General features: G+C 69.8%; 22 protein-coding genes and 1 tRNA gene. 11 read left to right on the forward strand and 12 right to left on the reverse strand.

Going from position 1 to position 23749, the window contains the following annotated elements; genetic code table 11:
- Position 1: 1 nt before the first annotated feature.
- Entirely contained in the window at positions 2-1300 is a 1299-nt protein-coding gene (locus tag ACIREE_RS25670) for an acetyl-CoA carboxylase biotin carboxylase subunit family protein (RefSeq protein WP_404156539.1), read from the reverse strand.
- A gap of 210 nt (positions 1301-1510) precedes the next feature.
- Here ACIREE_RS25670 and ACIREE_RS25675 point away from each other — a divergent pair, with 210 nt between their 5' ends.
- The gene (locus tag ACIREE_RS25675; protein WP_404156542.1) at positions 1511-2545 is read left to right on the forward strand and encodes a hypothetical protein; all 1035 of its coding nucleotides are present in this window, start codon (positions 1511-1513) and stop codon (positions 2543-2545) included.
- Positions 2546-2604: 59 nt separating this feature from the next.
- Here ACIREE_RS25675 and ACIREE_RS25680 read toward each other — a convergent pair whose 3' ends face one another.
- From ACIREE_RS25680 to ACIREE_RS25690, 3 genes are all read right to left on the reverse strand, one after another.
- Entirely contained in the window at positions 2605-4401 is a 1797-nt protein-coding gene (locus ACIREE_RS25680) for a thiamine pyrophosphate-requiring protein (protein ID WP_404156545.1), read from the reverse strand.
- A gap of 65 nt (positions 4402-4466) precedes the next feature.
- Entirely contained in the window at positions 4467-5429 is a 963-nt protein-coding gene (locus ACIREE_RS25685) for an SMP-30/gluconolactonase/LRE family protein (protein ID WP_404156548.1), read from the reverse strand.
- 79 nt (positions 5430-5508) lie between these two features.
- On the reverse strand, positions 5509-6477 hold the full coding sequence (locus tag ACIREE_RS25690) for a TIGR03557 family F420-dependent LLM class oxidoreductase (protein ID WP_404156551.1): 969 nt from the start codon (positions 6475-6477) through the stop codon (positions 5509-5511).
- A 334-nt stretch (positions 6478-6811) separates the two neighbouring features.
- On the opposite strand from ACIREE_RS25690, the gene ACIREE_RS25695 reads away from it, so the two are divergent.
- The 5 genes from ACIREE_RS25695 to ACIREE_RS25715 all read left to right on the forward strand — a co-directional run bounded on the left by ACIREE_RS25695 (position 6812) and on the right by ACIREE_RS25715 (position 11022).
- The gene (locus ACIREE_RS25695; protein ID WP_404156554.1) at positions 6812-7531 is read left to right on the forward strand and encodes a hypothetical protein; all 720 of its coding nucleotides are present in this window, start codon (positions 6812-6814) and stop codon (positions 7529-7531) included.
- A gap of 271 nt (positions 7532-7802) precedes the next feature.
- The gene (locus ACIREE_RS25700; protein WP_404156556.1) at positions 7803-8597 is read left to right on the forward strand and encodes a SigB/SigF/SigG family RNA polymerase sigma factor; all 795 of its coding nucleotides are present in this window, start codon (positions 7803-7805) and stop codon (positions 8595-8597) included.
- A 39-nt stretch (positions 8598-8636) separates the two neighbouring features.
- The gene (locus ACIREE_RS25705) at positions 8637-9359 is read left to right on the forward strand and encodes a DNA polymerase ligase N-terminal domain-containing protein (RefSeq protein ID WP_404156937.1); all 723 of its coding nucleotides are present in this window, start codon (positions 8637-8639) and stop codon (positions 9357-9359) included.
- Positions 9356-10366, forward strand: a complete 1011-nt coding sequence (gene ligD / locus ACIREE_RS25710; protein ID WP_404156559.1) for a non-homologous end-joining DNA ligase — start codon at positions 9356-9358, stop codon at positions 10364-10366. Before ACIREE_RS25705 ends, ligD begins: the two co-directional genes overlap by 4 nt.
- Positions 10363-11022, forward strand: coding sequence for an endonuclease (locus tag ACIREE_RS25715; RefSeq protein WP_404156561.1), 660 nt, complete (start codon positions 10363-10365; stop codon positions 11020-11022). Before ligD ends, ACIREE_RS25715 begins: the two co-directional genes overlap by 4 nt.
- A gap of 43 nt (positions 11023-11065) precedes the next feature.
- Here the strand turns inward: ACIREE_RS25715 and ACIREE_RS25720 are convergent, their stop codons facing one another.
- Entirely contained in the window at positions 11066-11311 is a 246-nt protein-coding gene (locus ACIREE_RS25720) for a DUF6479 family protein (protein ID WP_404156564.1), read from the reverse strand.
- Between the two features lie 220 nt (positions 11312-11531).
- On the opposite strand from ACIREE_RS25720, the gene ACIREE_RS25725 reads away from it, so the two are divergent.
- Positions 11532-12749, forward strand: coding sequence for an MFS transporter (locus ACIREE_RS25725; RefSeq protein WP_404156567.1), 1218 nt, complete (start codon positions 11532-11534; stop codon positions 12747-12749).
- Positions 12750-12933: 184 nt separating this feature from the next.
- Positions 12934-15861, forward strand: a complete 2928-nt coding sequence (locus ACIREE_RS25730; protein WP_404156570.1) for an alpha-glucuronidase family glycosyl hydrolase — start codon at positions 12934-12936, stop codon at positions 15859-15861.
- A gap of 58 nt (positions 15862-15919) precedes the next feature.
- Here the strand turns inward: ACIREE_RS25730 and ACIREE_RS25735 are convergent, their stop codons facing one another.
- The 3 genes from ACIREE_RS25735 to ACIREE_RS25745 all read right to left on the reverse strand — a co-directional run bounded on the left by ACIREE_RS25735 (position 15920) and on the right by ACIREE_RS25745 (position 18352).
- A complete protein-coding gene (locus ACIREE_RS25735) occupies positions 15920-16255 on the reverse strand; it encodes a hypothetical protein (protein ID WP_404156573.1) in 336 nt (111 codons plus the stop codon).
- On the reverse strand, positions 16252-17949 hold the full coding sequence (gene ctaD / locus ACIREE_RS25740) for a cytochrome c oxidase subunit I (RefSeq protein ID WP_404156575.1): 1698 nt from the start codon (positions 17947-17949) through the stop codon (positions 16252-16254). The genes ACIREE_RS25735 and ctaD overlap by 4 nt, the downstream gene beginning before the upstream one ends.
- 193 nt (positions 17950-18142) lie before the next feature.
- Positions 18143-18352, reverse strand: coding sequence for a hypothetical protein (locus tag ACIREE_RS25745; protein WP_404156577.1), 210 nt, complete (start codon positions 18350-18352; stop codon positions 18143-18145).
- A gap of 230 nt (positions 18353-18582) precedes the next feature.
- Between ACIREE_RS25745 and ACIREE_RS25750 the strand changes: the two genes are divergently transcribed.
- Complete coding sequence (locus tag ACIREE_RS25750) at positions 18583-20367, forward strand: SpoIIE family protein phosphatase (RefSeq protein WP_404156580.1); 1785 nt, start codon at positions 18583-18585, stop codon at positions 20365-20367.
- Positions 20368-20407: 40 nt separating this feature from the next.
- On the opposite strand, the gene ACIREE_RS25755 is transcribed toward ACIREE_RS25750, so the two are convergent.
- Both ACIREE_RS25755 and ACIREE_RS25760 read right to left on the reverse strand, forming a co-directional pair.
- Positions 20408-20481, reverse strand: a tRNA-Met gene (locus tag ACIREE_RS25755).
- Between the two features lie 200 nt (positions 20482-20681).
- Positions 20682-21104, reverse strand: a complete 423-nt coding sequence (locus tag ACIREE_RS25760; RefSeq protein ID WP_404156583.1) for a hypothetical protein — start codon at positions 21102-21104, stop codon at positions 20682-20684.
- A 362-nt stretch (positions 21105-21466) separates the two neighbouring features.
- Between ACIREE_RS25760 and ACIREE_RS25765 the strand changes: the two genes are divergently transcribed.
- Positions 21467-21727: a hypothetical protein gene (locus tag ACIREE_RS25765; RefSeq protein WP_404156585.1), complete on the forward strand. Its 261-nt coding sequence runs from the start codon at positions 21467-21469 to the stop codon at positions 21725-21727.
- A gap of 97 nt (positions 21728-21824) precedes the next feature.
- Here ACIREE_RS25765 and ACIREE_RS25770 read toward each other — a convergent pair whose 3' ends face one another.
- Positions 21825-22166: a hypothetical protein gene (locus ACIREE_RS25770; protein WP_404156588.1), complete on the reverse strand. Its 342-nt coding sequence runs from the start codon at positions 22164-22166 to the stop codon at positions 21825-21827.
- Between the two features lie 77 nt (positions 22167-22243).
- Positions 22244-22891, reverse strand: coding sequence for a hypothetical protein (locus ACIREE_RS25775; protein WP_404156591.1), 648 nt, complete (start codon positions 22889-22891; stop codon positions 22244-22246).
- Positions 22892-23505: 614 nt separating this feature from the next.
- Here ACIREE_RS25775 and ACIREE_RS25780 point away from each other — a divergent pair.
- On the forward strand, positions 23506-23709 hold the full coding sequence (locus tag ACIREE_RS25780) for a cold-shock protein (protein ID WP_030680625.1): 204 nt from the start codon (positions 23506-23508) through the stop codon (positions 23707-23709).
- Positions 23710-23749 lie beyond the last annotated feature (40 nt).

A 23749-nucleotide genomic window follows, 5' to 3' on the forward strand; every position in this document is an offset into this window, starting at 1 on the left:
CTCAGGAGGAGTGGGCGGTCGGGCTGTCGAAGCTCAGGCGGAGGGCTGCCACACAGTGGTCGTACTTCTCGCGCAGCTCCTCCTCACTGTCACCTCCGGTGAAGATGTGGGCCACTTCATAGCTGTAGCTGTCCTGCTGGCCGACGTCGGAGAGGCGCTGCGCCTCCTCGGGGACGACGTCGATACGGACGCCGGGGATCGACTCGGCGATCTTGGTCACCTCGTCGGCGGACGGGATCTGGCGCACCACACCGTCGGCGAACCAGCGGAAGTACCACTTGGCCGCCAGCGCGTAGGGGCCCTCGCGGTTCGGGAGCGCGGGGTCGTCACCCAGGGCGAGCGCCAGCATGCAGTGGTGGTTGGGCACGCCGTCGACGTACTGGAACAGCTCGGCGTGCGACTGGGAGTGCCGCGGGTTGATCTCCAGGATCGCGATCGAGTCGGTGCGCGGGTTGTAGAAGAACTCGATGCTGAAGGTCGCCTCGTTCATGCCGATGCGGCGCATCACCCGCTCGGAGACGTCCCGCAGCCGCTGCTGCACCGCGGCCGGCAGCGCCGACGGGTACTGGTGGCGCAGGAAGCTCGTGGAGTCCGGGTAGTTGATCGAGTCGAGTACGCCGTAGACGGTGACCTCACCGTCGTGGACGTACCCTTCGACCGCGACCTGGAGCCCTTCGAGCGTCTCCTTGGCCAGACACACCTGAGCGCCGACACCGGCCATCTCCGGCGGGAGTTCGAGCTGGTCCAGGATGTACTCGAAGGGGCGGCCGACCCGCGCGATGCCGTTCCGTATGTTCTCGACGGCCTCGCGGAACTCGGTCATGTCCTTGACGCCGTAGGCCAGTTCGGAGGAGTACGACAGCGCGGGCTTGAGCCACATCGGGAACGAGACGCCTTCCGGCGGCTGCGGATCGTCCGCGTCCAGATCGACCCGTCCGAAATTGGGATGCTCCGAGACGACCTCCGCCTGGACGAGGCGGCTCCAGTACTTGTGCTCGCACTTGACCACCGACTCCAGGCTCGTGGCACGGGTACCGTAGCGCTCGCCGAGTACGGCCACCAGCGTGCTGACGGGGAAGTCCCAGAAGCCGACGATCGCGTCGATCGAACCGTCGAACGCGTCGAGCACCTGGCAGGCACGGTCGATCAGGTCGGGAACGCTGACTTCGCCCTGTTGCAGCTCCTCGATGGACAGGAGGGGGTGGAAGTGCAGGTCCTGAGCGCCTGGGACGGCCTGGACGGCAGGCAGATTGCCCTCGTCAAGACCGAGGACGAACACGTTCTGGCGATGCTGGGTCACGAGCGACTCCTGAAGTAGGGGATGCGGCCCTGGGTACCCCCCGGCGGCACGGGCACACGTCGCGATTTCCTCCTGCGACAGCTCCGATCAGGGCGTTCGACGATGCTCCCGTCATCTCCTGCGGCACCTCATGTCTGCTCGGGCCGAGGTCGGGTACGCGCCGCGGACGCAGCACCGTACGGACACACCCGACACCTGTGGGAGGCGGCTATGGACCTTGCGTTCCTCACTCCGCTCTACGACCGGCCCGGACCGTGGGCCAGCGTCTACGTCGACACACACCGGCACCGCGAGTCCACGACCGAGGAGCGGTCCGTGGAGGCCTTCGAAGTGCGGCGCGCTCTCGCCTCCGCGGGAGCGGACGAGGCGACCTGCCGTGCCGTCCGGACGGCCGTCGACGAGTTGCAGCACACGCGGGAACCGATCGGCCGCGCGCTCTTCGCCACCCGTGGAGAGGTCGTCATGGACGTGCCGCTGAGTACGCCGCCGAACGCCCGGCCGCACTGGGGGCCGCTGCCTCGCACCACCCCCCTGCTCGATCTGGCCGGTGCGGAGCCGGTGTGCCTCGTCGCCTACATCGATCGCAGGGGCGCCGACATCGAGGCGTGCGCCGGCCGGCCGGAACAGCAGGTCCGGCTGAGCGGGGAGAACAGCTGGGAACAGAACGTCGCCGAGCTGGCCTCGGCGCTGGCGAGCTGCCAGGCAGAGACGCGGGCCGACCTTCTGGTGCTCGTCGGCGACGCCCGGGAGTGCGCCGCGGTCCAGGGCCGGCTGCCCAAGACGCTGCAAGCCCAGACCATGAGGGCCCGGCACGGTGCGGGAAGCCCACTGCTGAACGCCGAGTTGGAGCGCGCCCGCGCCGCGTGCGTGGCGTACCGGGCCGAGCAGGACCTCGATCGGTTCGCCGCGGAGCGCGGCCGTCACGAAGCGGCGGCGGCCGGCGTGCCCGCACTCGTCGACGCGGCACGCCAGCACCGCGTCGCCGAGCTGCTGGTGGACGCGGACGGGCCGGACGCGCACCGGGAGGTCTGGGTGGGGGAGGAGCCCGACCAGCTGGCGATGCGGCGCACGGACGTGCTGGCCCTGGGCGCGGACGAGCCGGCCCCGGCCCGGGCCGACGACGCGCTGATGCGGTGCGCGGCGGCCAATGGCGCGGAGGCCTTGTCCGTCGCCGCGGCCGCACCCGGATCGGGACCTTCCGGCGGGCTCGGCGCGCTGCTCCGCTGGACCCAGCCACGCGGGTAAGACCCGTGCCCAGGCCGGGCGTCGCCGGCCTGGGCACCCTGGGCCCTACTTGACCGGCCCTACTTGTCCCGTCGCCCGCCGGGCAGCATCTCCTGCACCTTCGACTTGAACCCCTGCTTCAGTACGTCCACCGTGTCGCTGTCGCCCTTGAGGATCGCGGTGGCCGCCGCCTCGATCTGCTCCAGCGTGGCGTGCGGCGGGATCGGCGGCACCGCCGGGTCCGTGCGGAAGTCGAGCACGAACGGCCGGTCGGAAGCGAGGGCCTGACGCCAGGCGCTCTTCACGTCGCCCGGCTTCTCCACCCGCGCACCGCCGAGCCCCAGGGTGCGGGCGAAGTCCGCGTACGCCACGTCGGGCAGCGCCTGCGAGGGCAGGAACTGTGGCGCCCCGGACATGGCCCGCATCTCCCACGTGACCTGATTGAGGTCCTGGTTGTTCAGTACGGCGACGATGAGCTGCGGGTTCTCCCACTCCTGCCAGTACTTGGCCGCCGTGATCAGCTCGGCCATGCCGTTCATCTGCATCGCCCCGTCGCCGACGAGCGCGATCGCGGGGCGCCCCGGGTGCGCGAACTTCGCCCCGATGACGTACGGGACACCCGGGCCCATCGTGGCGAGCGTCCCCGAGAGCGAGCCGCGCATCGAGCCGCGCAGCCGCAGATGCCGGGCGTACCAGTTCGCGGCGGAGCCGGAGTCCGCGGCGAGGATCACGTCGTCGGGGAGGAGGGCGTCGAGGGTGTGCACGACGTGCTCGGGGTTGATGGGGTCGGCCTCGACGGCGGCACGCCGTTCCATCACCTCCCACCAGCGGGCGGTGTCCTTCTCGATCTTCTTGCGCCACTTCCCGTGCTTCTTCTTCTTCAGGTGCGGCAGCAGCTTGGTCAGGGTGGCGCGGGCGTCCCCGACGAGGTTGAGTTCGAAGGGGTAGCGCAGCCCGATCATGTGCGGGTCGATGTCGATCTGGACCGCGCGTGCCTGGCCGAACTCGGGAAGGAACTGGGCGTACGGGAAGCTGGACCCGATGACCAGGAGGGTGTCGCACTCCTGCATCAGCTCGTACGAGGGGCGGGTGCCGAGCAGGCCGATGGACCCGGTGACGTAGGGAAGGTCGTCGGGCAGCGCGTCCTTGCCGAGGAGCGCCTTGGCGACGCCCGCGCCCAGCACCTCGGCGAGCTGTTCGACCTCCGCGCGGGCTCCGCGGGCGCCTTGGCCGATGAGCACGGCGACCTTCTCGCCCGCGTTGAGGATCTCCGCGGCCTTGAGGAGATCCTCGTCGGCGGGGACGGGCGCGTAGGAGGCCATGCCGAGGCTGGAGGGGACCATCTTGAACTCGTGCGTGGGCGGCGTGTAGTCGAGCTCCTGCACGTCGGCGGGGACGATGATCGCCGTGACGGTGCGGCGCGCGTACGCCGTGCGGAAGGCGCGGTCGATGACGCCCGGGAGCTGTTCGGGGACGGTGACCATCTCGCAGAAGTCGGAGGCCACGTCCTTATAGAGGCTCAGCAGGTCGACCTCCTGCTGGTACGAGCCGCCCATGGCGCTGCGGTTGGTCTGCCCGACGATCGCCACCACGGGCACATGGTCGAGCTTGGCGTCGTACAGGCCGTTGAGGAGATGGATGGCGCCCGGACCCGAAGTGGCGGCGCAGACACCGACCTTGCCGGAGAACTTCGCGTAGCCGACCGCTTCGAACGCGGACATCTCCTCGTGGCGGGACTGGATGAACTCGGGCTTGTTGTCGGCGCGTCCCCACGCGGCGAGAAGACCGTTGATGCCGTCGCCCGCGTAGGCGAAGACATGCTCGACCTCCCATTCGCGCAGGCGCTCGAGGATGTGGTCGGAGACCTTCGTCGTCACGGAGAAGTCCTTTCGTGCTGTTGTGCCGATGCGATACATGCGTCGATGAGATGTAGGGATCCGGGTTACCGGCATTCGGACGCGCATGCCCGCGGGAGCTGTGTCACCGCCAGTGCCGTGCCCCGCAGGCTGCCGAACCACAGCCCTCCGTCGGCGCGATGAGCGCTGGTCGCCATGGTGAAGCCGCGGGGGAGGCGTCGCACGTCATGGACCGTGCGGCCGGCCGGGTCGAGGGCGAGCGCGCGGACCGACCGCCGGGGCCCCGGCAGGGCCCGGGGCGGCAGAGCCGCGAGCGACCGGCGCAGGACCGGCGGGCCCCGGTGCAGCAGATCGACGAGCGGGTCGCGGGGCCCGGCGATCGCCGTCCAGATCAGGCTGTCGTCGCCGAGCGTGAGGTTGTCGGGGAAGCCGGGCAGCGCGTCGGCCAGGACGTCGTGCTGTCCGGCCCGCGCACCGTCGAGCCGGACGCGGACGACGCGGTACGCGCCCGACTCGGCGACCACCGCACAGGACCCGCCCTCGGTGAGGACCACGCCGTTGGCGAACCGGAGCCCGTCGAGGAGGAGGTCCACCGATCCGTCGGGCGCGAGGCGGATCAGCCGGCCGGTGCCGCGATGCTCCAGCAGGTCGCGCTTCCAGTCCCGCAGGCCGTACCGGGCGCTGGAGTCGGTCACGTACACCGTGCCGTCCCCGGCCTCCGCCACATTGCTGCACAGGCCCAGGGGAACTCCCTGCGCAGCGGTGAGCAGGACGCGCACCGCACGCGTGGTCAGATCGACGGACAGCAACCCGCGTTCGGCGTCGCACACGAGCAGGGTGCCGTCGGCCCGCATCGTCATGCCCAGCGGGCGTCCACCCGTGCGGGCCACTTCGCGCACACGATGAGTGGCGGGATCGACGTTCAGGATGCGGCCGTCCGCCACCCCGGTCAGCAGCCCGCCGCTGCCGTCACCGGTGACGTGTTCGGGACCCTCGCCGCCCAGTGGCACCAGCCGCACAGGGACGGGCTGTGCCCTGTCGCGCGTCATCGGCGTCCCCCTTCGATGGCCTCGCGGACCTGGTCCCAGCACAAGCAGGTGGTGAAGGCGGCCGCCGTCAGGAACGGCATCACGGGCGTGCCGCGTCTTGCAGCCGCGGAAGGATCTCGGCGCGGTAGAAGTCGAAGAAACCCTGCTGGTCGGGGCCGATCTGGTTGACGTAGACCTCGTCGAAGCCTGCGTCGGCGAACTCCCGCACCGCACCCAGGTGCGCGTCCCTGTCGTCGCCGCAGACGACGGCGTCGGCCACCATCTCCTCGGTGACGAGGCCGGAGGCCTGCTCGAAGTGGGCGGGCGTCGGCAGGACCTGCGGGAGCTCGCCGGGGAGCTGCTCGTTGGGCCACAGCCGGTGCACGGTTTTCACGGCCTGCGCCCGGTCGGCGCTCCAGCAGACCTTCAGGCCGCCGATCACCGGGTTCTGCCCGCCGCCCGCCCGGCGGAACTGGCCCACCAGCTCCGCGTCCGGGCTCATCGTCACGAAGCCGTCGCCGATCCGCCCGGCCAGCGCTGCGGCCTGCGGGCCGAACCCGGACACGTAGAGCGGGGGCGGGTTGTCGGGCAGGGTGTAGAGCCGCGCGTTCTGCACCGTGTAATGCGCCCCGCGGTGGGTGACCTGTTCGCCGGTGAACAGCCGGCGCATCACGTGCACCGCTTCCTCCAGCATCTCCATGCGCCGGGGGGCCTCGGGCCAGGCGTCCCCCAGGATGTGTTCGTTGAGGGCCTCGCCGGTGCCGATCCCGAACCGGAAGCGTCCCTCGGTGAGTACGGCCGCCGTGGCCGCGGCCTGCGCGTTGACCGCGGGGTGCATCCGCACGGTGGGACAGGTGACCAGCGTCGTCACGGGCAGCGACGTGACCTGCGACAGGGCTCCGATCATCGACCAGACGAAAGAGCTCTGGCCCTGCTCGTCGTTCCACGGGTGGAAGTGGTCGGAGATCGCCAGCGCCTGGAACCCTGCCTGCTCGGCGGCCCGGGCCTGGGAGAGCAGCTCCGCCGGAGTGAACTCCTCGGATGAGAGAAAGTAGCCGTACGTCGTCATGCGTCGCCTTCCAGGAACTGATCCCGCGGTATCGGATCTCGCGGGGCGGCGAGTACCCGCCAGGCGCTGCGCGGAACGGGTGAAACGGCACAGATGTGTCGGGCACCGCGAGCGCGGAATCGCGCGCGACAGCAGGTCCGGGCACCTGTCCGAGGTCGGAGAGGATGCCCGGGACCTCCTCCTGGGTACCCGCTCCGCGGAGGCGCCGCCAGGTGAGAGAACGCTGCGCGGGGGCATGCTCGGGCGTAGCGAGGCATGCATGGTGACGTTCAGCGTCGACGACCGGCGACCAGTGACCGGCGAGCCGCCCGACGGCGATTCAGGAGGATGAGAAGTGCCGCGTACGCGAGCAGCGGAAGCTCGGACCAGGCACCCCCGGCACCAGCGGCGGGGAGAGGCCCGGCTGCCCGCCGTGATCGCGACCCTCGCCGCGATCGCGCTGTACCTCTTCCTCCCGCAGCAACTGCTGATCGCCCCGCGCTACGTGCTGCCCGCTCTGGAAGTCGTTCTCCTGGTGCCGCTCGTTGCGATCAATCCGAGGCGCCTGACCCGGCAGACCAAGACCTTCCGCGTCCTGTCGCTCACCCTGGTGGCGGTCATCGCCGCGAGCAACCTCGTGGCGCTCGGCATGCTGATCCATGAGCTGGTGTGGGCCGGGGTGCAGGATGGCAGGGCGCTGTTGGTGGCCGCGCTGCAGGTGTGGCTCACCAACATCATCGTTTTCGGCCTGGCCTACTGGGAGTTGGATCGTGGCGGCCCGGTCAGCCGTACCCAAGTGCCCCGCTCGGCGCTGCCCCTGGCGGACTTCCGCTTCTCGCAGGACGAGAACGACGACGCCGTCCAGGAAGTCGCCGAGGGCGCCAGCGGCTCGTCCGACTGGGTGCCCACGCTGGTGGACTACCTCTACATGTCGGTCACCAACTCCACGGCCTTCAGTCCCACGGACACCATGCCCCTGTCCACGCGCGCCAAGGCTCTGATGAGCGTGCAGAGTGTGTCCGCCCTCCTCACATCCCTTCTCGTCATCGCCCGCGCGGTCAGCGTCCTGCACTGAGTCCCGCATCCAGTCCCGCATCCAGTCCCGCACGGGACCGCTCGCCGCGGTCTCCGTGCTCTGCGCCGCCCTCCGTATGCGCCGCACACGTCCCGCGCGTAGCGTGATGAGTGGGCCGTTGTTTACCGGTTGAGTTGTTTGTCCCTACGGACGACGGGCAGTCGGAAGTGAGTGCTTGGGATCACAGGCGCGTCTGCGGGGAGCGGTATACCCGGATGCGGTCTGGCTGCTTCTCGCGTTTTGCTTTCAAGCGTTGAGGAGCGAGTTCTCGATGGCCACTCACCACCCGCACGACGATGCCCCCGACACCGAGCAGACGTTTGTGCACATGGCCGAAAGCCCCGCAGGGCCGGAACACGAGCTGCTGGTCGAAGAGTTGGTCGAGGCGTGGCTGCCGATGTCGAACCGCCTGGCCAGGCGGTTCCGCAACAAGGGCGAGAACATGCAGGACCTGGAGCAGGTCGCGGCCATGGGCCTGGTGAAGGCCGTCGAGCGGTACGACGTCGAGCGCGGCGCCTTCGAGCCCTATGCGGTCCCCACGATCACCGGAGAACTGCGCAGGCACTTCCGTGACCACACCTGGGACGTGCGGGTGCCCCGCCGCGTCCAGGACCTGCGCAACAAGGTCCGCGTCGCGCGCCGTGACCTCATGAACGGGCCCGGCGGCGACGGTGAACCCACCATCGTCGACCTTGCCGAGCACACCGGGCTCACCTGCGACGAGGTGCGCGACGGGATGGAGGCGCTGGAGAGCTACAGCGCGCTGTCCCTGGACGCCGAGACGGGCGCCGCGGACGACGGATTCAGCCTCGCCGACACCCTCGGTACGTCCGAGTCCGGCTACGACCTCGTCGCCGACCGGGAAGCCGCCAAGGTCGGGCTCAAATACCTGCCTGAACGCGAGCGCCGCATCCTCTACCTCCGCTACTTCGAGGACATGACCCAGGCGCGCATCGCCGAGGTCATCGGCATCTCGCAGATGCACGTCTCGCGCCTCATCACCCGCAGCTGCGCGGCGGTCCGTGACCACGCCGCCCAGCCCGCCGGACAGGGGCGGGCCGCCTGACCACGCAGAGGAGGCGTCGTGAGCCAGAAGGACGGCCAGATGGACGGCCGGGAGGACGGCCAGAAGGACGGACTGCGGACCTACCGCGGGAAGCGTCACTTCGACAGGACCGGTGAGCCGAGCGGCGAGCACGCGGCAGAAGCAGAAGCAGAGGCAGAAGCAGGTGCCGCGCCGTCAGCGTCCGACGACCCCCTGTTCGTGGTGCAGATCCACGACGCCAGCACGATGCACTTCGACTTCCGCCTCGAGGTCGACGGCGTACTCAAGTCCTGGTCGGTGCCGAAGGGCCCGTCCACCGACCCGCACGACAAGCGGCTCGCCATCCCCACCGAGGACCACCCCATGACGTACCGGGATTTCGAGGGGGTGATCCCGCGGGGCGAGTACGGCGGCGGAACGGTGATCGTCTGGGACCGGGGCACGTACCGGTCGACCAGCCACGACAAGAGGAACCGTTCGGTGCCGTTCGGGGAGGCCCTGGAGAAGGGGCACGTCACGTTCGAGCTCCACGGCGAGAAGCTGCGCGGACAGTACGCGCTCACCCGGTTCCACAGCCGCGAGGAGAAGAGCGGTGGCTCGGCGGGGAAACCGACCTGGCTCCTCGTGAGAACCGGGTCCGCGTCCCGGGCAGGGCGCGGCTCGGGACGCGGCACCCCCGACCCGCGGCGGGCCCGCTCGGTCCGCAGCGGCCGCACGCTGCGTCAGGTCGCCCAGGCGCCCGACGCGCCGACCTGGGAGTCGGACGGCGGTGGGCAGAAATGACCGGCCTGCTGGAAACGTTGCCGCCCGACCTTGACGGACGTACACGTGCCGCGGCGCCGGGCGTCGAACTTGCCGCGTCCCCGATGCTGGCGACGCTCAGCGACCGCCGTGACTTCCCCGCGGGCTGGGTCTTCGAGCGGAAGCTGGACGGCATCCGGGTGCTCGCGGTGCGGGAGAACGGTGACGTCACGCTCCGGTCGCGGTCGGGACGCCGGCTCGACGCCACCTATCCGGAGATCGTCGACGCGCTCGCCGCGCAGGACTGCGCGGACTTCACCGTCGACGGCGAGATCGTCGCCTACGCGCACGGGCGGACGGATTTCGGCCGACTTCAGCAGCGCATGGGACTCACCCGGCGCGCCGATGTCGAGGCGAGCAAGGTCGCCGTCACGTACTACGTTTTCGATCTGCTGCGGCTGGACGGCGCCGACGTGCGGCGGTTGCCGCTGCGCAACCGCAAGTCCCTGCTGCGACGCGCGATGACGTTCCGGGCGCCGCTGCGGTTCACCGCCCACCGCAACGAGGGCGGCCCCGAACTCCTCGCGGACGCGTGTCGGCGCGGGTGGGAGGGACTCATCGCCAAGCGGGCCGACAGCACGTACCGGACGCGCCGCTCGGACGACTGGCTCAAGCTGAAGTGCACGCAGGGCCAGGAGTTCGTGGTGGGCGGCTTCACCGAGCCCGCGGGCAGCCGCGAGGGGCTCGGTGCCCTCCTCGTCGGCTACTACGAGGACGGGCTGCTGCGCTACGCGGGCAAGGTCGGTACCGGGTTCGACCGGCGGACCCTGCTCGCTCTGCGGGAGAAGCTCGACGGGCTCCACGTGGCCGCGTCGCCGTTCGCGGGCCGGGTCGTACAGAGCGGCGCGCACTGGGCGCGGCCGCGCCTCGTGGCGCAGATCGATTTCTCGGAGTGGACGCGCGACGGCATGCTGCGCCATCCCCGCTATCAGGGACTACGGGACGACAAGAAGCCGACCGACGTCGTCAGGGAGCAAGCGAAGTCATGACCGACAACAGGGCAAGCAACAAGAACGTGATGCGGGAACTCCTCCGCGGACACGGGCAGACCTATGCCGCCGAGGCAGGAATCCACCTCAAGAACACCCCTCAGCCGCTGTACCGGACCCTGGTTCTCGCGGGTCTGCTCAGCGCCCGGATCCGGGCCTCCGTCGCGGTGGCGACGGCGCGAGCGCTGTACGACGCGGGCCTGCGCGATCCACGGCGCATGGTCGACGCGACGTGGCAGCAGCGCGTCGACGCGCTGGGGGAGGGCGGATACCGACGCTACGACGAGCGGACCGCCACCCAGCTCGGCGACGGCGCCCAGCTGCTGCTCGACGAGTGGGGCGGCGATCTGCGGGCGGTGCGCGAGCAGGCGGACGGCGACGTCGACACGGTGCGCGCGCTGCTGCGCCGGACACCCGGCCTCGGCCCGACCGGAGCGGACATCTTCCTGCGCGAGGTGCAGGACGTCTGGCCCGAGTACGCGCCCTATCTGGACGCGAAGACGATTCAGGGCGCCGAACGACTGGGACTGCCCAAGGACCCGGCCGCGCTGATCGGCCTCGCGGGCGACGCGCCGCGCGGCGAGGTGGCGGCGGCGCTGGTCCGGGCCGCCCTGGACAAGCAGGTGGTCGAGGACTGCCTGGCGCGGGCCGCCTGAGAGCTCGTCTCCGAACGGCGGCCCCGCGCGTCGGCATGGGGCCTCAGGGGCGGGGGTGCCCCTGCTCGGGGTCGTCGTCCGGGGTCTGCCAGGTGGTGCCGCGCTGGGCCTCGGCGCGGACCGGCTGCTCACCGGGGGCGGGAGTGGTCGCCTGGGTGCGGCGGGCCGTGCGCCGCCGTCCGAAGACGACCATGGCGATGAGGCCGAGGACCACGACGATGCCGACGACAACGAAGATCAGCGAGGAGCCGCCCGCGGCGGCCAGTACGTAATGGCTGTGAGTGTGCATGTCCGGTCGTGTACCCGCTTGACGCCGAACCTCCCAGATCAGCGGGACAAGACTGGCGCAAGGGTGACCGAGGTCACTGGCAGGCGGGGGCCGATCTTGGAATGCGCGTGTCCGCGGCGCTGCTGCATCCTTGAGGGCTTGCCCCTCCATGAGGCGCCGCCGGGCAACGGGGCCCGGCCCCCTGCTCACGGACCGCTGTCTTCGAAAGGTCTCCTGCACCATGCCGCTGGCCCTACTGGCCCTGGCTGTTGTCGCGTTCGGCATCGGCACGACCGAGTTCGCCACGATGGGGCTGCTGCCCCAGATCGCCGACGGCATCAATGTCTCCGTGCCGCACGCCGGAAATCTCGTCTCGGCCTACGCTCTCGGTGTCGTCGTCGGCGCCCCCGTACTGACCGGCATCGGCGCCCGCGTCCCGCACAAGCGACTTCTGCTGCTCCTCTCCGGTCTGTTCGTGGTCGGCAACATCGCCTCCGCGCTCGCTCCCAACTTCGGTCTGCTCTTCGCCGCGCGCTTCCTGGCGGGCCTGCCGCACGGAGCGCTGTTCGGCGTGGGCGCCGTCGTCGCCTCCCGGCTGGTCGCCCCCGAACGGGCCGCACGCGCCGTATCGAAGATGTTCCTCGGGCTCACCGTCGCGAACATCGTCGGCGTGCCGGCGAGCACGGCCCTCGGGCAGCACCTGGGCTGGCGGTCCGCCTACTGGGCGGTCGCCGTCATCGGGGTCGTCGCTCTTGCCGCGCTGGCCTTCTTCGTGCCGCACCAGCCCCGCGGCAAGCAGTCCGGAATCCGGCACGAGCTGCGGGCGATGGGCAACAAGCAGGTGGTGATCGGCCTGGCCACGGCGGTCGTCGGTTTCGGCGGATTCTTCGCCGTCTACAGCTACCTCGTGCCCATGCTGACGCACGTGACGGGCATCTCCGACACCTCGACCACGCTGGTCCTCGCGCTCTACGGCGTCGGCATGACGCTCGGCACGCTGATCGCGGGCCCGCTCACGGACCGCGCCCTGCGGCCGACGCTGTACGCGGGGATGGCGCTGCTCGCCGTGGCGCTGGTGACGTTCTACTTCACCGTCCACAGCACCGTGCCCGCGCTGATCACGATCACTTTCATCGGGGCGATGGGCTCCCTCATCACCACACCCGTCCAGATGCTGCTCATGGCCAAGGCGGAGAAGGCCCCGACCATGGCGGCGGCCTCCAACCACTCCGCCTTCAACCTGGCCAACGCCGGTGGCGCCTGGCTCGGCGGCCTGGCCATTTCGGCGGGCTGGGGCTGGGCCTCTCCCAACCTCGTCGGCGCGGCACTCGCCGTGGCCGGACTCGGCCTCGCCTTCACGGGGGGCTTCATGGACCGGGGCACCCGCCGCTCCGAGGTGATCACCTCCTCGAATTCGGACCACACCCGCAGTACGGATCAGGTCGGCTCGGCGCCCTGAGCACCCGACAGCCCGTGTGTGGAACTTTGCACGGGTGTTCCCTTTCCGCGCAGCCTCATGTTTCTTTGTGTTCGGGTGTGTTGGCGCCTGTCTGCTTGTCTCTCTGTCTGCCTGTCTGTCGATGCACCCGAAACGCTCAACAGCTCTGTGTGCACTGTTCGTTCCTCGACGGAAAGTGAGAATCATGAGCGCGGACATACGTCGTCGCAGCGTCCTGGCGGCGGCGGGCCTGGCAAGCGCGGCGGCCCCACTCGTCCTCTCCACACCGGCCTCGGCATCGGCTTCTTTACGGGAGACGCAGCCCGCCGCCGAAAGCGCCACGAACACACTCGAGGCAGAGGACGGCTACGAACTCTGGCTGCGCTACCGCCCGGTGGAGGACGCCCACCAACTCAAGCGGTATCGGGCCGCTTTGAGTTCCCTGGTGTGGCAAGGGGGCGGCGCCGTCCAGAGATCCGCGGTCGCGGAACTGGTCCGCGGCCTGGAGGGACTGCTGGGAACACGGCCGGCACCCCGCTCCACCGCCCCGTCCGGTGCGGCCCTGATCGTGGGAACCCCGGCCGGCTCCGCGCTGATCCGCTCGCTCGTACCGGCCGCCGATCTCAGCGAGCTGGGCGACGAGGGCTACATCATCCGGCAGATCACGAAGCACGGCAGAACCAGCACCGTCATCGCGGCGCAAGCCGACCGCGGCGTGCTGTACGGCGCCTTCCACCTGCTGCGCCTCGTGCAGACCCGTCGACCGGTCGACGGCGTGGACATCACCGAGTCACCGGCCGCGCAGCTGCGGGTGGCCGACCACTGGGACAACGAGAACGGATCGATCGAACGCGGCTACGCGGGCCGGTCGTTCTTCCACTGGGACCGCCTCCCCGAGCTGGACGAGCGGTACACGGACTGGGCGCGGGCGCTGGCCTCGCTCGGCCTCAACGCCGCCGTGATCAACAACGTCAACACCAGCTCCGACTACCTGAGCACACCGTTCCTCGGCAAACTCGCCGCACTGGCAGGTGTGTTGCGTTCCTACGGGATCGCGCTCCACGTCACCGCGAACTTCGCCGCCCCCATCGACCTGGGCGGACTCGACACCGCCGACCCCTTCGATACGGACGTACAGGCGTGGTGGGAGAAGAAGGCGGCGGAGATCTACCGCACGATCCCGGACTTCGGCGGTTTCCTCGTGAAGGCCAACTCCGAGGGCCGTCCGGGGCCACTGGACTACGGCCGCACCCACGCCGACGGCGCGAACCTGCTCGCCGGTGCGCTGAAACCGCACGGCGGTGTCGTGATGTGGCGGGCCTTCGTCCACGACAGTGACAAGGAGTGGGACCGCCAGGGCTACCGCGACTTCGTGCCGCTGGACGGGAAGTTCGCGGACAACGCGGTGCTGCAGATCAAGAACGGGCCCATCGACTTCCAGGTCCGCGAGCCGGCCCACCCCCTGTTCGGGTCCCTTCCGCACACGAACTCGATGATCGAGCTGCAGGTGACACAGGAGTACACCGGGCACGCCACCCACCTGTGCTATCTCGTTCCGCAGTGGAAGGAGGTGCTGGACTTCGACACGCTCAAGGCCGGTGAGAACAGCACCGTGGCACGGGTCGTCACCGGTCGCGTCCACTCCTACACCCACCACGGGTTCGCGGGAGTGATGAACTTCGGCGACGCCAGGAACTGGACCGGCTCCCACCTCGCCGCCGCCAACACCCACGGCTACGGCCGACTCGCGTGGAACCCCGACCTGTCCGCGCAGGAGCTGGCCGCCGAGTGGACCCGGATGACCTTCGGCAACGACTCCGAAGTCGTCGACACCGTGCGGGACCTCCTCCTGAACTCCTGGCGCACCTACGAGGACTACACGTCGCCCCTCGGCGTGGGATACCTGACGCATCCGCCGGACGGCTCGGTGACCGGCCACTTCGACGCCAGTCCGACCACCACGACCCAGTTCCACCGCTCGGACGGCACGGGCATCGGCTACGACCGGACCGCCGCCACCGGTGACGGCTACACCGAGCTGTACGCACCCGCGATCCGCGACGCCTACGAGTCGCTGGTGGACTGCCCCGAGGAACTGCTGCTCTTCCTCCACCACGTGCCCTACACCCACCGCCTCGACGACGGTACGACCGTCATCCAGCACGTCTACGACACCCACTTCTCCGGCGCGGAGCGCGTCGGGCAGATGCGCGAAGCCTGGAAAGCACTGCACGGCCGCGTCGATCGCCGGCGCTCGAAAGACGTCGACGAGGTGTTCGGCGAGCAGATCGACGCGGCGACCCAGTGGCGGGACACCCTGGCCGCCTACTGGTTCGGCCTGAGCCGCATCCGGGACGAACACCGCGACTGGATCCAGGCAGCGATCCACCCGGTCGACTCCGTGCTGTTCGCCGGTGAACCCAACACCGTGCCGGTGGAGGTCGCCAACGCGACCGGCTCGGGGCTGCGCACGGTGACCTCGATCGAGGTGCCCGAGGGCTGGCGCTCCGAGTCGGCCACCGTCTATGTCGCGTCGCGGGAGGCGGCGACGGCAGCGGTGACGGTCGTCCCGCCGGCGTCCCCCGCCCTCGCCCGCATCTACGCCCGACCGGCATCGGGCGAGGTGCCCGTCCTCGGCTCCTCCCGCCTCGGCATGGTGCAGGCCGTGGTCACCCCGCCCGCCGCCCGGTGCGTGCACGCCCTGGACGCCGGTACACCCTCCTCCGCGCTCCTCCAGGGCTATACGCGTCTCTCGCCCGCCGACAAGTGGAGCGACGGGGCTGAGTTCGGCTGGGTCGGCACCGCGCCGGAGGCATCCGACACCGGGCTGCTCGACGTCCTGCGACGCGATTACGTCCGTTCCGCCGCGCCGACCGTACTGCGGCTGAAGGTGCCGGCCGGACGGCACACGGCCCACCTCCTCACCGGCGACCCGAACACGTTCAACAGGACACTGATCATCAGCGTGGACGGAGTCGAACGGGCCCGGAGCGAGCAGCTCGACGGCAGGGACTTCCGCTGGCTCCGCGTGCCCCTCGACGGCGGTGCGTCAGGAAAGGACATCGACCTGGAACTCTCCGCGAAGGAGGGCGAGACCTGGCATCTCGGCGCCTGCGTGGTCGTCGCGGACTGAAAGGGCTCGTGGGGCCGCGCGTCCGGCGCGTTCGCCGAAAGACGCGCGGCCCCACAGATCACCTCTGGGCGACGTACGAGACCAGGCCGATGGCCGCGCCGACCCCGCCCGCGCACACGCCGAGACAGCGCGCCTTCAGCCGGGCATAGCGCTGCTCGTACTCCTCGCGCAGCTCACGGGCGCGGGCCGTGAGCTGCGCGAGCGCGCCTTTGTGGAAGGCGAGGCGCTCCTCGGTGAAGACGCGCTCGATCTCCTCCCGCTGCGCCGTGGTGAGCCATTCGAGCTGCTGGGTGAAGTCCTCGGCCTGCGTGCGCGTCGCGGCCACCTTCGAGGTCCACAGCAGATAGCCCTCCACCTGCCGGATGCCGGACTCGACGTCCTGCTCCGGGCTCATGAGGACGCGGCCTCGTGCGTGTTCTGCCGCTGGTCGAGGGCGGCGACGCCCGGGTGGTGCAGGTCGAACGCGGGGGACTCGGAACGGATGCGAGGCAGGGTGACGAAGTTGTGCCTGGGCGGCGGGCAGGACGTCGCCCATTCCAGCGAACGGCCGTAGCCCCACGGGTCGTCGACCTCGATCTTCTTGCCGTACTTGGCGGTCTTCCAGACGTTGTAGAGGAACGGCAGGAGCGAGAGACCGAGCAGGAAGGACGAGATGGAGGAGATCGTGTTGAGGGCGGTGAACCCGTCGGCCGCGAGGTAGTCCGCGTACCGGCGGGGCATGCCCTCGACGCCCAGCCAGTGCTGCACCAGGAACGTGCCGTGGAAGCCCACGAACAGCGTCCAGAACGTGATCTTGCCGAGGCGCTCGTCGAGCATCTTGCCGGTGAACTTGGGCCACCAGAAGTGGAATCCGGCGAACATCGCGAAGACGACGGTGCCGAACACCACGTAGTGGAAGTGCGCCACCACGAAGTACGAGTCCGAGATGTGGAAGTCCAGCGGCGGGGCCGCCAGGATGACGCCGGTCAGACCACCGAAGAGGAAGGTGACGAGGAAGCCCACGGACCAGAGCATCGGTGTCTCGAAGGACACCGAGCCCTTCCACATCGTGCCGATCCAGTTGAAGAACTTCACGCCTGTGGGCACGGCGATCAGGAACGTCATGAACGAGAAGAAGGGCAGCAGCACCCCGCCGGTCACGTACATGTGGTGCGCCCACACGGTCACCGACAGGCCGGCGATGGCGATGGTGGCGCCCACCAGACCGGAGTATCCGAAGATCGGCTTGCGGCTGAAGACCGGGATGACCTCGGACACGATGCCGAAGAACGGCAGCGCGATGATGTACACCTCGGGATGGCCGAAGAACCAGAACAGGTGCTGCCAGAGCAGGACTCCACCGTTCGCGGGGTCGAAGACGTGCGCGCCGAACTTACGGTCCGCTTCCAGGGCCAGCAGCGCGGCGGCGAGGACCGGGAAGGCGAGCAGTACCAGGACGGCGGTCAGCAGCACGTTCCAGGTGAAGATCGGCATGCGGAACATGGTCATGCCCGGTGCGCGCATGCAGATGATGGTGGTGATGAAGTTGACCGAACCCAGGATCGTGCCGAACCCCTGGAACGCGAGACCCATGATCCACATGTCGCCGCCGATGCCCGGGGAGTGCACCGTGTCGGTCAGCGGACTGTAGGCGAACCAGCCGAAGTCCGCGGCTCCCTGAGGGGTGAGGAAACCGCCGATCACGATGAGCGAGCCGAACAGGAACATCCAGTAGGCGAACATGTTCAGCCGCGGGAACGCGACGTCGGGGGCGCCGATCTGCAGCGGCATGATCCAGTTGGTGAAGCCGATGAAGAGCGGCGTGGCGAACATCAGCAGCATGACGGTGCCGTGCATGGTGAACGCCTGATTGAACTGCTCGTTCGAGATCAACTGTGTGCCGGGGCGGGCCAGCTCCGCGCGCATGAAGAGCGCCATCACCCCGCCGATGAGGAAGAACGCGAACGATGTCGACAAATACATCGTCCCGATCGTCTTGTGGTCGGTGGTGCTGAGCCACTTCACCACGATCGCACCGGGGCGGCGCGCGTGCGCACCCTCCGAATCGGCTGCGTCGGGCGGGGCCTCAGCGCTCTCCAAGGACGTCATCAGGTGGGGCTCTCTTCGTCGGAGCTGTCGGGGATACGACCACGACTAGTCCACCGCCCCCGAAGAACCCGGGATACGCGCCTCCGTGCGGACGCGGTTCCCCCAAATGCAGCAGTCGGCCGTTCGCACCGCACGCGCCTCAACACTCGCCCCGCCAGGACCAGTTCGGGGCCCGCCACGTGCCCCGTGACGGTCAGCCGGCCACGGCCACCGCGAGGCCGGTCAGGATCAGCGCGCACGCCATCCCGATCATCGCGTAGCGGAACGATCCGGCAGTCCGCCGACACGTTTCCGCCTCGTCGAGGCAACAGCCGCACAGGCCGTGGTGGATGGCCGGGGCCTCGAGCCAGTAGGCGCCGGTGGGCCGGGCGGCTGCCAGGGGAGTGGTGTCGTCGGTCTCCATGTACCGAGCAACGAGAGACGCGCGCGCCGCGCCACGGGCCGGTCAATGCCCAAGGACCACGTCCACGCATCCGGCTCGAATCGGGCCACAACAGGTTTAGGGCCCCGAACACGAGCACACGGGTTCGCGCACCCGGCAGGCAGCCGGCCGGCCCCGGCGAGCAGGCGCTTCGCATCCACTCGGCGGAACATGGGACGGAGAAGTGCGCCGAGTAGACGGGAGTGCCGCAGGTGGGTGGTGGGCGCGAGCACGGCAGTTCTGAGGAGTACGCCGCCGAGGTGCGCCAGGTCGAGGCCCTCAATCGGCTGGAGGGGCCGACGGAAGGCGGGGCCGGTGATGCGTCGGCGCGGGTGCGCCACCGTGGAGCCGACCTGCTCGTGACAGGCCACGCCCTGGCGCGCGCGGACTCGCTGGGGGAGGCGCTGGCCCTGATCGCCCAGCTGGCCGACACCACCCTGCCGCTGTGCGGTCAGGCGGTCTTCCGGGCAGACCGTGAACTTCTGCACTGCGTGGGCCAATTCGGTTTCCGCAGCTGTGAGGACAATGCCTTCCGGGTGCCGCTGGGAAGCGACTACCCGGGCGCACAGGTGGCGCAGACCGGGCACCCGGTGTTCCTGGAGTCCCCCCAGGAGTTCCACGCTCGTTTCCCCGCCACCCGGCAGCTCGCCGACCGCGAGGGGCACCAGGCCTGGGCCTTCCTGCCGCTGATGACCTACGGCCAGCTCACGGGCGTATGGATGGCCGCTTTCGACACTCCGGTCGACATGACCGACAGCGTGCGCGCCCTCCTGATGACCATCGCCCGCCTGCTCGGCCAGAGCATCGAGCAGACCTACACCGGCGAGGCCGACCGCGCGCTCTCGCGGAGCCTGCGCAGCAGCATGGGCCGGACCGGCCCCGGCGTCGACGGGCTCACCACCACCGCCCGGTACCTCCCCACCGGCGGAGGGCTCATGGTGGGCGGCGACTGGTTCGACTGCCTCGCCCTGCCCAACGGGCGCCTCGGTCTGGTCATCGGCGACGTGCAGGGCCACGACATGCAGGCCGCGGGGTTGATGTCCCAGTTGCGCACGGCCATCCACGCCTACGCGGCCGAGGGCCACGGCCCCGACGCCGTCCTGGTCCGCGCCTCGCACTTCCTGGCGGCGCTGGACGAGGACCGCTTCGCCACCTGCATCTACCTGGAGGCCGACCCCGCCTCCGGCATCCTGCGCATCGCCCGGGCCGGGCACCCCCACCCGGTGCTGCGCCTCCCGGACGGAACCTGCGTGCTCAAGCACCTGCGCGGCGGCCTGCCCCTGGGCCTCGACCTCGCGGAGGACAACTACCCGGTCAACGTCCTCACCCTGCGCGAGAACGAGATCCTCATGCTCTGCACCGACGGCCTGATCGAGTCCGGCGGCCACGACATGTACTCCGGCTGGCTGCGCGTACGCAATGCGCTGTCGCCCGGCGGCCCCGAGGACCTGGACGGCCTGGCGGACCGGCTGCTGAGCGCGGTCGTGGCCCCCCAGGCCCCGCCGACGCGGGACCGGCCCGCCTCCGTCACGGAGGACGACATCGCACTGCTCCTGCTGCGCCGTGATCCCTCCGCGACCCACGCGGACCTCCCCGGACGGCACCTGCACCTCACCCTCGAACAGGATCAGGCGCAGGCCCTGCGCGACGCGCGGACCGAATTCCAGGGACTGCTCCACGACTGGGCACGCCCGGAGCAGATCGACACAGCGGTCCTGCTCGCCTCCGAACTCCTCGGCAACGTCCTGGTCCACACCGAACACGCCGCTGTTCTGCGCGCCGGTATCAGCGGCACGCCCGGTCGGCGGCGGCTGCGCGTGGAGGTCACCGACCGCAGCGACGACGTCCCGCACCGGCGCGCCCCGGGCGAACTCTCCTCCTCCGGGCGCGGCCTTGTCCTCCTCGACCTGTTGGCCCACCAGTGGAACGTCCGCCCCGAACCGGAGGGCAAGACGGTGTGGTTCGAACTCGACGAGGACGGCCCGGAAGAGCCATGACGAAAAAGGAGCCCGGCGGCTGCCGGGCTCCTTCATTTCGTAGCGGGGACAGGATTTGAACCTGCGACCTCTGGGTTATGAGCCCAGCGAGCTACCGAGCTGCTCCACCCCGCGTCGGTAGTCCCCACTCTACACAGATTCACGGGTGGGTTGAGACCACCCCCCCCGCAGACCTGCCAGGTAGCGGTGTGGACAGGAACTGAGACAGCGTCACTGCCCCTGCACCGCAGGTGCCTTGCGTCGGGCGGAGCCTGGATCAATCGACTCCGCCCCCAGCAACTACCGCTACAGGCACGGGAGTTGCATGGTGTGGGTCAGGCCTGGCGCTTCAAGGACAGAGTGGCCTGGGTGGAGGCGGTGGGGAACAGGTGGGGATCGGGGCTGATGCCGAGGCTGGCGGTGATGACGGCGTCGGTGTCGGCCGCGGCGGCGGGTCCGGCGTTGCGCGCCGCGGAGACGGTCGTCCTGTGGAGCTTGTTGTCGCAGACGGGGGTGGCGGTGGCGGAGTAGATGCCGCCGTCGGAGGTGTCGGCGAGAGCGATGCCGAGGGTGTCCGTGCCCATGAGCGGGTCGCATCGGTAGCGGACGGTTACGTCGACGCGGTCGCTCGTGGTGGTCGCTCCGACGATGTCGAGCCGGTCGTCGGCCGAGGCGGTTCCGGTCGCCAGAGTGGCGGCGACCGTGGTCAGGGCGAGGAGCGCCAGGATGTGGGCGGCGCCTCTGCGGGTGCGGGACATGAATCCTCCGGCAGGTGAGGGGTGGGGCTCCGGGCCGGTGGGCCGGGGGCGGTTCGAGTCTGTGTCGACTGCCGGGGCCGCGCAAAGGGATGCCGTGACGAGCGCGATGTGCGGCAGAAGCCGCCGTGCGGGGGAATTCCGCTGATCGTACCGGGGGCGTCTCTACGTGCGTCTGCGCTGCTCAGCGGGGTGTTGGGGAGGAGTGCCTTCGCATCACCACTACGGACAGTGATGTCAGCGGATGCGCGCTGTAGATCGAGGCGGCAAGGTCGATCGCGGCGGAAGGTGGCTCGTTCCGCCGAGTCCTGGCAATGGTGCCGGGGCTTGCCTTGGGCCGGCGAACCCTGAAAGGACCGCAACAGATGCGCAAGATTGCCAAGTACGTCGCTGTCGGTGCCCTCGTGACCCCCCTCGTCATCGGCACCGCCGGCCTCGCGTCGGCCCACGACCACGACGGCGGCCCGGCCTACGGGAAGGCGCAGAACTCGGCGAACGCCAATGGCGGCCGGACGTCGGCCACCGTCAGTGGCTTCACCCCGGACGGCAAGGCGTACTTCGTGACCACGACGAAGGTGGCGGGCCCGACGGGCGCCGCCGGCAACACGACGGGCTCGCACTCCTGACGCGGTCCACTGTGCGGTCCGGCCGCTGAGCCGGACCGACCCGTGTGCCCCGAAGTCCATGACTTCGGGGCACACGTCTGTGTGGGCACCCTGAGGGTCAGGAGTGCGAGCGGGTGACGGTGTAGCGGAAGCCTTCGGGCCCGCCCACCGTCACGAGGCGCTGCTCGAAGTACGCGGCGCCGGTGGCGTCGAAGCCGGACGCGGTGTCACGGCAATTGATACGGCCGTGGCTGAAGTCCACCGACTTCTGGCGCCACGACGGGCCGCCGGCGACCGGGGCCGGGTCCGGGATCTGGATCGCGGTGGCCGGTCCCCCGGGCGCCGCGGAGTGCTCGGCCGCGGTGGCTGCGCCTGCCGAAGCCAGGCAGAGCCCCGCGGCCAGGGTGAGAGACAGGACGGTCGAATGGAGCGGGTGGCGTGTCTGAGACAGAGTCGGCATGACACGACAGTGCCCGCCGGGCTCTCAGCCCGGGCGCCGACGCACCGGGGCAGGCCGGTCATCGACACCCGTAGGTGTCATGACCTGGATGCGGTCGGCCTAGTGGACGCGGACGGCAGGGGCGCAGGACGCGTGGTCGCACCGAGAGCTGTCGCGGTCAGTACGGCGGCGGGGGAGTTGCTGAGGGGTGCGGGTACGGCGGTCGGCGTGGCCGGAAGCGAAGCCGGAGGAGTCGCGGTCGGCGAGGGCGTCGTGGCCGGCGACGGGGGGCGCTGGGCAGCGCTGCCGATGCTGGTGGAGGCCGAGCCCGGGGAGAAGAGGGCATTGCCGCCGAAGATGACAGTGGCGGTGGTCGTCGTGTGCGCCGTGACGTGGAACGTGCAGCTGAAGCGGCCCTCGCGCGTAGTGGCGGTGTTGCACCGCTGCGGGGCGGTGCGGTCGGCACCGCTGATCTTCACGGAAACCGCCAGGTTCGGCAGGGGGTAGAGCAGGGTGTCCCCTTCCACCAGCCGTCCCTTCACCTGCAGGGTCGCGTTGGAGCCGGCGGAGACTTCCTGCGCGCTCAGTTCGGTGACGACCGTGGCCGTGCGGGTGGAGGGCGCGGGCTGGTGGCGCGCGGCCGTGGTGGGGGCAGCGGGGCGGGGGTCGGCGCAGGCGGACGAGGCGGCCACTCCGATGGCCACCGGCGTGATCGCCATGAACAGCAGTTGTCTGCGGATATGCATCACACAGCACTCCCGAACTAATAGGGAAAGACGAATGATCTTCTTATGGGCCTTATGCCACTCGGGGGTCGACGGATAACGGGGCGACCGCGCACCACGTGGCAAGCGGTCCCTCTACGGCTCCGAATGGGCGAATCTCCACGGCGCGAGCGGCTCGGTGAGTGCTGCGGCGGGTCCCGCAGGCGGGCCGGCGGTGCCGGGCGACCGGCGCGCTGATCGCATCCGACGCCGCGTGGTGGACCGGAGACTGCGTCACACCTGCGGCTCGGCGGCGGACGGACCCCGCGTTTTCCGTGCGGGCAGCGCCTTTTTCGACGATGCTGCGCTCCGAGTCAATCAATATCTGAGACCGCCGGATGAGGGTTTGGCGACGCCCGCGGTGAGGATTTTTGGCGCACCAGGCGAGGTGAAATTCTCCACCCCATGCGGCCCCTTGTGGCGTGCTACTGTCGATCTCAGTTGCAGTTGTGGTTCCCGAACTTCAAGTGCCCCTGGTCGGCTTTGCCACCAGGAGCACTTTTGTATCTCCGGTCATTTCCGGCGGGGTAATCATCGCGGCGACACGGTATCCGCACAGTGTGGATGCCGATGTACTGCCCCAAAGGAGATTTGACATGGCTACTGGCACCGTGAAGTGGTTCAACGCCGAAAAGGGTTTCGGCTTCATCGAGCAGGACGGTGGCGGCGCTGACGTGTTCGCCCACTACTCGAACATCTCGGCTTCGGGCTTCCGTGAGCTGCTCGAAGGCCAGAAGGTGTCCTTCGACATCGCGCAGGGCCAGAAGGGCCCGACGGCCGAGAACATCGTTCCCGCCTGACGCTTACGCACACGTGCAGCTGGGGCCCGCATCCTTCGGG

It is taken from the genome of Streptomyces sp. NPDC102467 (assembly GCF_044765445.1).
In the GTDB taxonomy this organism is placed as follows: Bacteria; Actinomycetota; Actinomycetes; order Streptomycetales; family Streptomycetaceae; genus Streptomyces.

Bases quoted from the DNA above. Each gene is read 5' to 3' on its own strand.
- ACIREE_RS25675 (WP_404156542.1), top strand. From the start codon at position 1,511: ATGGACCTTGCGTTCCTCACTCCGCTCTACGACCGGCCCGGACCGTGG.
- ACIREE_RS25685 (WP_404156548.1), bottom strand. From the start codon at position 5,429: ATGACGCGCGACAGGGCACAGCCCGTCCCTGTGCGGCTGGTGCCACTG.
- ACIREE_RS25690 (WP_404156551.1), bottom strand. From the start codon at position 6,477: ATGACGACGTACGGCTACTTTCTCTCATCCGAGGAGTTCACTCCGGCG.
- ACIREE_RS25700 (WP_404156556.1), top strand. From the start codon at position 7,803: ATGGCCACTCACCACCCGCACGACGATGCCCCCGACACCGAGCAGACG.
- ACIREE_RS25705 (WP_404156937.1), top strand. From the start codon at position 8,637: ATGGACGGCCGGGAGGACGGCCAGAAGGACGGACTGCGGACCTACCGC.
- ligD (WP_404156559.1), top strand. From the start codon at position 9,356: ATGACCGGCCTGCTGGAAACGTTGCCGCCCGACCTTGACGGACGTACA.
- ACIREE_RS25715 (WP_404156561.1), top strand. From the start codon at position 10,363: ATGACCGACAACAGGGCAAGCAACAAGAACGTGATGCGGGAACTCCTC.
- ACIREE_RS25720 (WP_404156564.1), bottom strand. From the start codon at position 11,311: ATGCACACTCACAGCCATTACGTACTGGCCGCCGCGGGCGGCTCCTCG.
- ACIREE_RS25725 (WP_404156567.1), top strand. From the start codon at position 11,532: ATGCCGCTGGCCCTACTGGCCCTGGCTGTTGTCGCGTTCGGCATCGGC.
- ACIREE_RS25730 (WP_404156570.1), top strand. From the start codon at position 12,934: ATGAGCGCGGACATACGTCGTCGCAGCGTCCTGGCGGCGGCGGGCCTG.
- ACIREE_RS25735 (WP_404156573.1), bottom strand. From the start codon at position 16,255: ATGAGCCCGGAGCAGGACGTCGAGTCCGGCATCCGGCAGGTGGAGGGC.
- ctaD (WP_404156575.1), bottom strand. From the start codon at position 17,949: ATGACGTCCTTGGAGAGCGCTGAGGCCCCGCCCGACGCAGCCGATTCG.
- ACIREE_RS25745 (WP_404156577.1), bottom strand. From the start codon at position 18,352: ATGGAGACCGACGACACCACTCCCCTGGCAGCCGCCCGGCCCACCGGC.
- ACIREE_RS25760 (WP_404156583.1), bottom strand. From the start codon at position 21,104: ATGTCCCGCACCCGCAGAGGCGCCGCCCACATCCTGGCGCTCCTCGCC.
- ACIREE_RS25765 (WP_404156585.1), top strand. From the start codon at position 21,467: ATGCGCAAGATTGCCAAGTACGTCGCTGTCGGTGCCCTCGTGACCCCC.
- ACIREE_RS25770 (WP_404156588.1), bottom strand. From the start codon at position 22,166: ATGCCGACTCTGTCTCAGACACGCCACCCGCTCCATTCGACCGTCCTG.
- ACIREE_RS25775 (WP_404156591.1), bottom strand. From the start codon at position 22,891: ATGCATATCCGCAGACAACTGCTGTTCATGGCGATCACGCCGGTGGCC.
- ACIREE_RS25780 (WP_030680625.1), top strand. From the start codon at position 23,506: ATGGCTACTGGCACCGTGAAGTGGTTCAACGCCGAAAAGGGTTTCGGC.